A 4,134-nucleotide genomic window follows, 5' to 3' on the forward strand; every position below is an offset into this window, starting at 1 on the left:
CCCTCGAACAGTTGCGAGTGCTATGGCACGGTGAGAAAATTCATGTGGATATTGCTAGAGAAACACCACCAACAGGCATTGATACTCCAGAAGATCTTGAGCGTTTGTTAGCATTCCAAGGGCTCTAAGTGGCTGAGCAGCTTAGTCAAAATGAGGCACGCAAGTTAGTTTTGGTCAGTCAGGGATTACACAAAACTAATCCCTTTGGTACGGGGGAAAACGGTATATTACGCAGCCTGCAACAACTTAGTTATATTCAAATTGATACCATCTCAGTGGTTGAGCGAGCGCACCATCATAGTTTGTGGAATAGGGTTAATAACTATTCAGCGGATAAACTTGCCAAGTTAATCGAAGATAAACAAGTATTTGAGTATTGGTCACATGCAGCGGCTTATTTGCCTATGTGTGATTATCGTTATTCTCTGCAACGAAAACATGCCATTGCGGGGGGCGAAACCCATTGGCACAGCAAAGATAAAAAGCTCACCCAGCAAATTTTACAACGCATACGTACAGAAGGTCCGCTGCAGGCCAAAGACTTTGAGCGCGAAGGCGGTGCTAAAGCGGCAGGCTGGTGGGATTGGAAACCAGCCAAAAAAGCCCTCGAACAATTGTTTATGGAAGGCGAGTTGATGGCGGTAAAACGCCAAGGTTTTCAAAAGGTTTATGATCTTACTGAAAGGGTATTACCCTTAGGTATAGATACCAGCGTTCCCTCTGACAAAGAGTTTTATCGATATTTGATCACTCGTTGTTTACAGGCCAATGGTTTGGCTACTGCTAGCGAAATGGCCTATTTACGTAAAGGTATTAAACGCTGCGTTGAAACTCAGTGTGTGCAGATGTTGGAGAATGGCGAGTTACAAGTTCTTGAGTGTCAAGGGCAGCGATATTATGCCTTGCCTCAGGCTCAGGAAAGTTTAAAAAAATCACTCAAACGCTCACATGTTAAGATCTTATCGCCTTTTGATAATCTGCTTATTCAACGTAAACGTATGCAACAACTGTTTGATTTTGACTATCAGATTGAATGTTATGTACCTGAGCCCAAACGCCAGTATGGTTATTTTAGCTTGCCCTTGTTGTGGGGTAATGGGTTTTCAGGACGCATGGATGCTAAGATAGAACGTAAAACTGGTTTGTTGCTCATCCAGCATTTACATATCGAAACAGCAAAAATAGAAGCCTTTATTCAGGACTTTTTACCCGCCCTACGAGAGTTTTTGCTGTTTAACCAAGGTACAAAAATTGAAGTAAAACGCTTGTCTGCGAAATATGATCTGTCAGAACAAAACATAAAAGCCTACAGACAAACTATTGAAAACCTCTGTTTATAAACTAAACCACCGAGCCAAAACGCTGCTCTAAATAGTTAATGATCTCGCCGCTTTCATACATCCAAATATCTTTACCTTGCTCTGTTATACGCAGACAAGGCACCTGTGTTTTACCACCTTGTTGCTCAAGCTCTACACGATAGTCGCTGCCTTTAGTGGCATTGCGGGTTTGTATCGGCAGATTTAAACGATGTAAAGCACGGCGAGTTTTAATGCAAAACGGGCAAGCAAAAAACTGATAAAGCGCCATAGATTTTAATTCACTTTCTACTTGTTGCTGAGCCGCAAGACTGCGTTTTTGCTTGGATGGACGAGTTACAAAATCAACTAGGGCAATAATTGAGCCTAGTAAATTACGGATTAGATTAATTAAAAACGACATAGAGAGAATATTACCTTAAGAAAGTGGCCTTAATAAATTGATGGCGCATTATAAATGAATAGCCAATTAAGGTAAGAGCTAATACTCATCTGTCTCTCATAACTTTTACGCTTTATTTTTGTTTATCCATAATGGCAGCTAAAACAGCATATTAAGGCTAGCAGTTTTCTATAAAACAAGCCAAAAGGAGACGACATAAGACATTGCAACAATAGTATTTTTAGCAAGTAATAGCACAATATATAAACAATTTGTGTTACCTAAGCTATTGCCTATAGTAATACGGCGAAATCCCAGTACAAGCCCAACAATAAAAGGAATACACATGGTGAGCAAGTTAAAAACCTTAAGTTTTATATCAATACTTTTGCTGCTGTTACAGTCCTGTAGCCCAGCAACTAAGCAAACTGAGTCAGCGTCGGCAGACCTGATGCAAAAGCCAGCTTTTCAAACTTACAGTGCAGAAGAGTTTTATAAAACCACCTCGGTTTTTGGATCGTCCATTAACCACGATGGAACTTTGGTTCTGGTCAGTAATGATGCGAGTGGTATTTTTAACGCATATCAAATTCCGCTGGATGGTTCAGCACCTACTCAGTTAAGTCATTCGACCCAAGAGTCTATCTATGTTGACAGTTGGTTTCCGGTCGACAACCGCTTTTTATACACGGCTGATCAGGGAGGCAACGAGCTCGATCATCTATATGTGCAGGAACCCGATGGCAAGGTTACGGACTTGACCCCTGGTGAAAATTTAAAAGCTAATTTTGTTGGCTGGCACGAAGACGACAAACATTTTTATGTAGTGAGTAACGAGCGTAATCCGCAGTTTTTTGATCTCTATATTTACGCGACTGAAGATTACTCGCGCAAATTGATTTATGAAAATGTAGACGGTTTAGCCTTAGAAAGTGTCAGCCCAAACGGAAACTGGGTGGTGGGTAGTAAGGTTAATAGTAATGCCGATTCGGATCTGTATTTAATTAATTTAAAAAATACAGCCCTAAACCCAATGTTGCTCACGGCTCACCAAGGCGATATAACCCACAGCGCTTTTACCTTTAGTCAGGATAGTCAAAAGCTGATTTACGCTACTGATCAATATGGGGAGTTTGTTCAAGCTTGGCAATATGATTTAACTAACAAAGAGCATCAGGCGGTGCTTAGAGCAGATTGGGATGTCAGTTTTGTGTATTTTTCTAAAGACGGCAAATACCGTATTAGTGGCATAAATGCCGATGCTCAAACTAAGTTAAGCATAGTTGATACACAAACCGGTAAAAATATCGCTTTGCCTAAAATGCCTGATGGTGATTTACGTGGCGTAAATTTTTCTAAAGACAGTTCAATTATGGTCTTTTACCTCAATTCAGATACGTCTCCTTCAAACTTATATGTATATCAAGTTAGTGGCGATAGCGTTACTCGTTTAACTAATACCGGTAATCCAAACATTAATGAATCTGATTTAGTTACTGGTGAAGTGGTGCGTTTTGATAGCTTTGATGGCCTGAGTATTCCGGGGATTTTATATAAACCCCAGCAAGCGGTAGATAAAAAAGTGCCTGCTTTAGTGTGGATCCACGGTGGTCCAGGTGGGCAAAGTCGTAAAGGTTATTCTGCCTTGATACAACATTTGGTTAATAACGGTTATGCCATATTACAAATCAATAACCGTGGTTCGAGTGGTTATGGAAAAACCTTTTTCCATCTGGATGACAAACGCCATGGTCAAGATGACTTACAAGACGTGGTGTATTGCAAACAGTATCTGCAATCTTTACCTTGGGTTGAAAGTGAAAATATCGGGGTTATTGGCGGTAGCTACGGTGGTTATCTGACAATGGCGGCCATGACCTTTACTAAAGAATTTAAAGTAGGCATTAATATCTTTGGCGTAACTAATTGGGTGCGTACATTAAAAAGCATCCCGCCATATTGGGAGAGTTTCCGTAAATCTTTGTATGACGAATTAGGTGATCCAGAGACTGATGAAGAAAGACTGCATAGTATTTCACCAGTATTTTTTGGCCATAAAGTCACTAGCCCAGTATTGGTAGTGCAGGGTGCTAATGATCCACGGGTATTAAAAATAGAAAGTGACGAAATGGTCGAAGCCATTCGTTCAAGTGGTACCTACGTTGATTACCTGGTATTTGATGATGAAGGCCACGGTTTTAGTAAAAAAGATAATCGTATAGCTGCGTCTAATAAGTTTGTGAGCTTTTTGGATAGTTATTTGAAATAACTTTCTTTTTCAGGCGCTACAAAGGGTAAAAATCAAAAAGCGGGTAATTACCCGCTTTTTGTTATCTTAATATGTAGTTGTAAATAGTTAAACAGTACGTGTCGCCAGTGCTGGGGGGATATTTGCGGCTTTTTGTGCTGGACCCCAAACAGCGATTTGTCCAA

Annotated in this window: 3 protein-coding genes and 1 pseudogene; 3 read left to right on the top strand and 1 reads right to left on the bottom strand. The window is 40.4% G+C overall.

What is annotated here, in order from left to right:
- Nucleotides 1-128, top strand: a pseudogene (locus NWQ57_RS08010) (3-deoxy-manno-octulosonate cytidylyltransferase); the annotation flags it as partial.
- Nucleotides 129-1,340: a winged helix-turn-helix domain-containing protein gene (locus tag NWQ57_RS08015; protein WP_306021622.1), complete on the top strand. Its 1,212-nt coding sequence runs from the start codon at nt 129-131 to the stop codon at nt 1,338-1,340.
- Between the two features lies 1 nt (nt 1,341).
- Here the strand turns inward: NWQ57_RS08015 and NWQ57_RS08020 are convergent, their stop codons facing one another.
- On the bottom strand, nt 1,342-1,722 hold the full coding sequence (locus NWQ57_RS08020) for a glutathione S-transferase N-terminal domain-containing protein (protein WP_306021623.1): 381 nt from the start codon (nt 1,720-1,722) through the stop codon (nt 1,342-1,344).
- A gap of 325 nt (nt 1,723-2,047) precedes the next feature.
- Here NWQ57_RS08020 and NWQ57_RS08025 point away from each other — a divergent pair, with 325 nt between their 5' ends.
- Nucleotides 2,048-3,970 carry a S9 family peptidase gene (locus tag NWQ57_RS08025; protein WP_306021624.1) on the top strand — a complete coding sequence of 641 codons (1,923 nt, stop codon included), beginning with the start codon at nt 2,048-2,050 and terminating at the stop codon, nt 3,968-3,970.
- The last annotated feature ends 164 nt before the right edge of the window (nt 3,971-4,134 follow it).

This window comes from Paraglaciecola sp., from assembly GCF_030730205.1.
Lineage (GTDB): Bacteria > Pseudomonadota > Gammaproteobacteria > Enterobacterales > Alteromonadaceae > Paraglaciecola.

Excerpts from the sequence above, each read along its gene's own strand:
- NWQ57_RS08020 (WP_306021623.1), bottom strand. The coding sequence starts at position 1,722 with ATGTCGTTTTTAATTAATCTAATCCGTAATTTACTAGGCTCAATTATT.
- NWQ57_RS08025 (WP_306021624.1), top strand. The coding sequence starts at position 2,048 with ATGGTGAGCAAGTTAAAAACCTTAAGTTTTATATCAATACTTTTGCTG.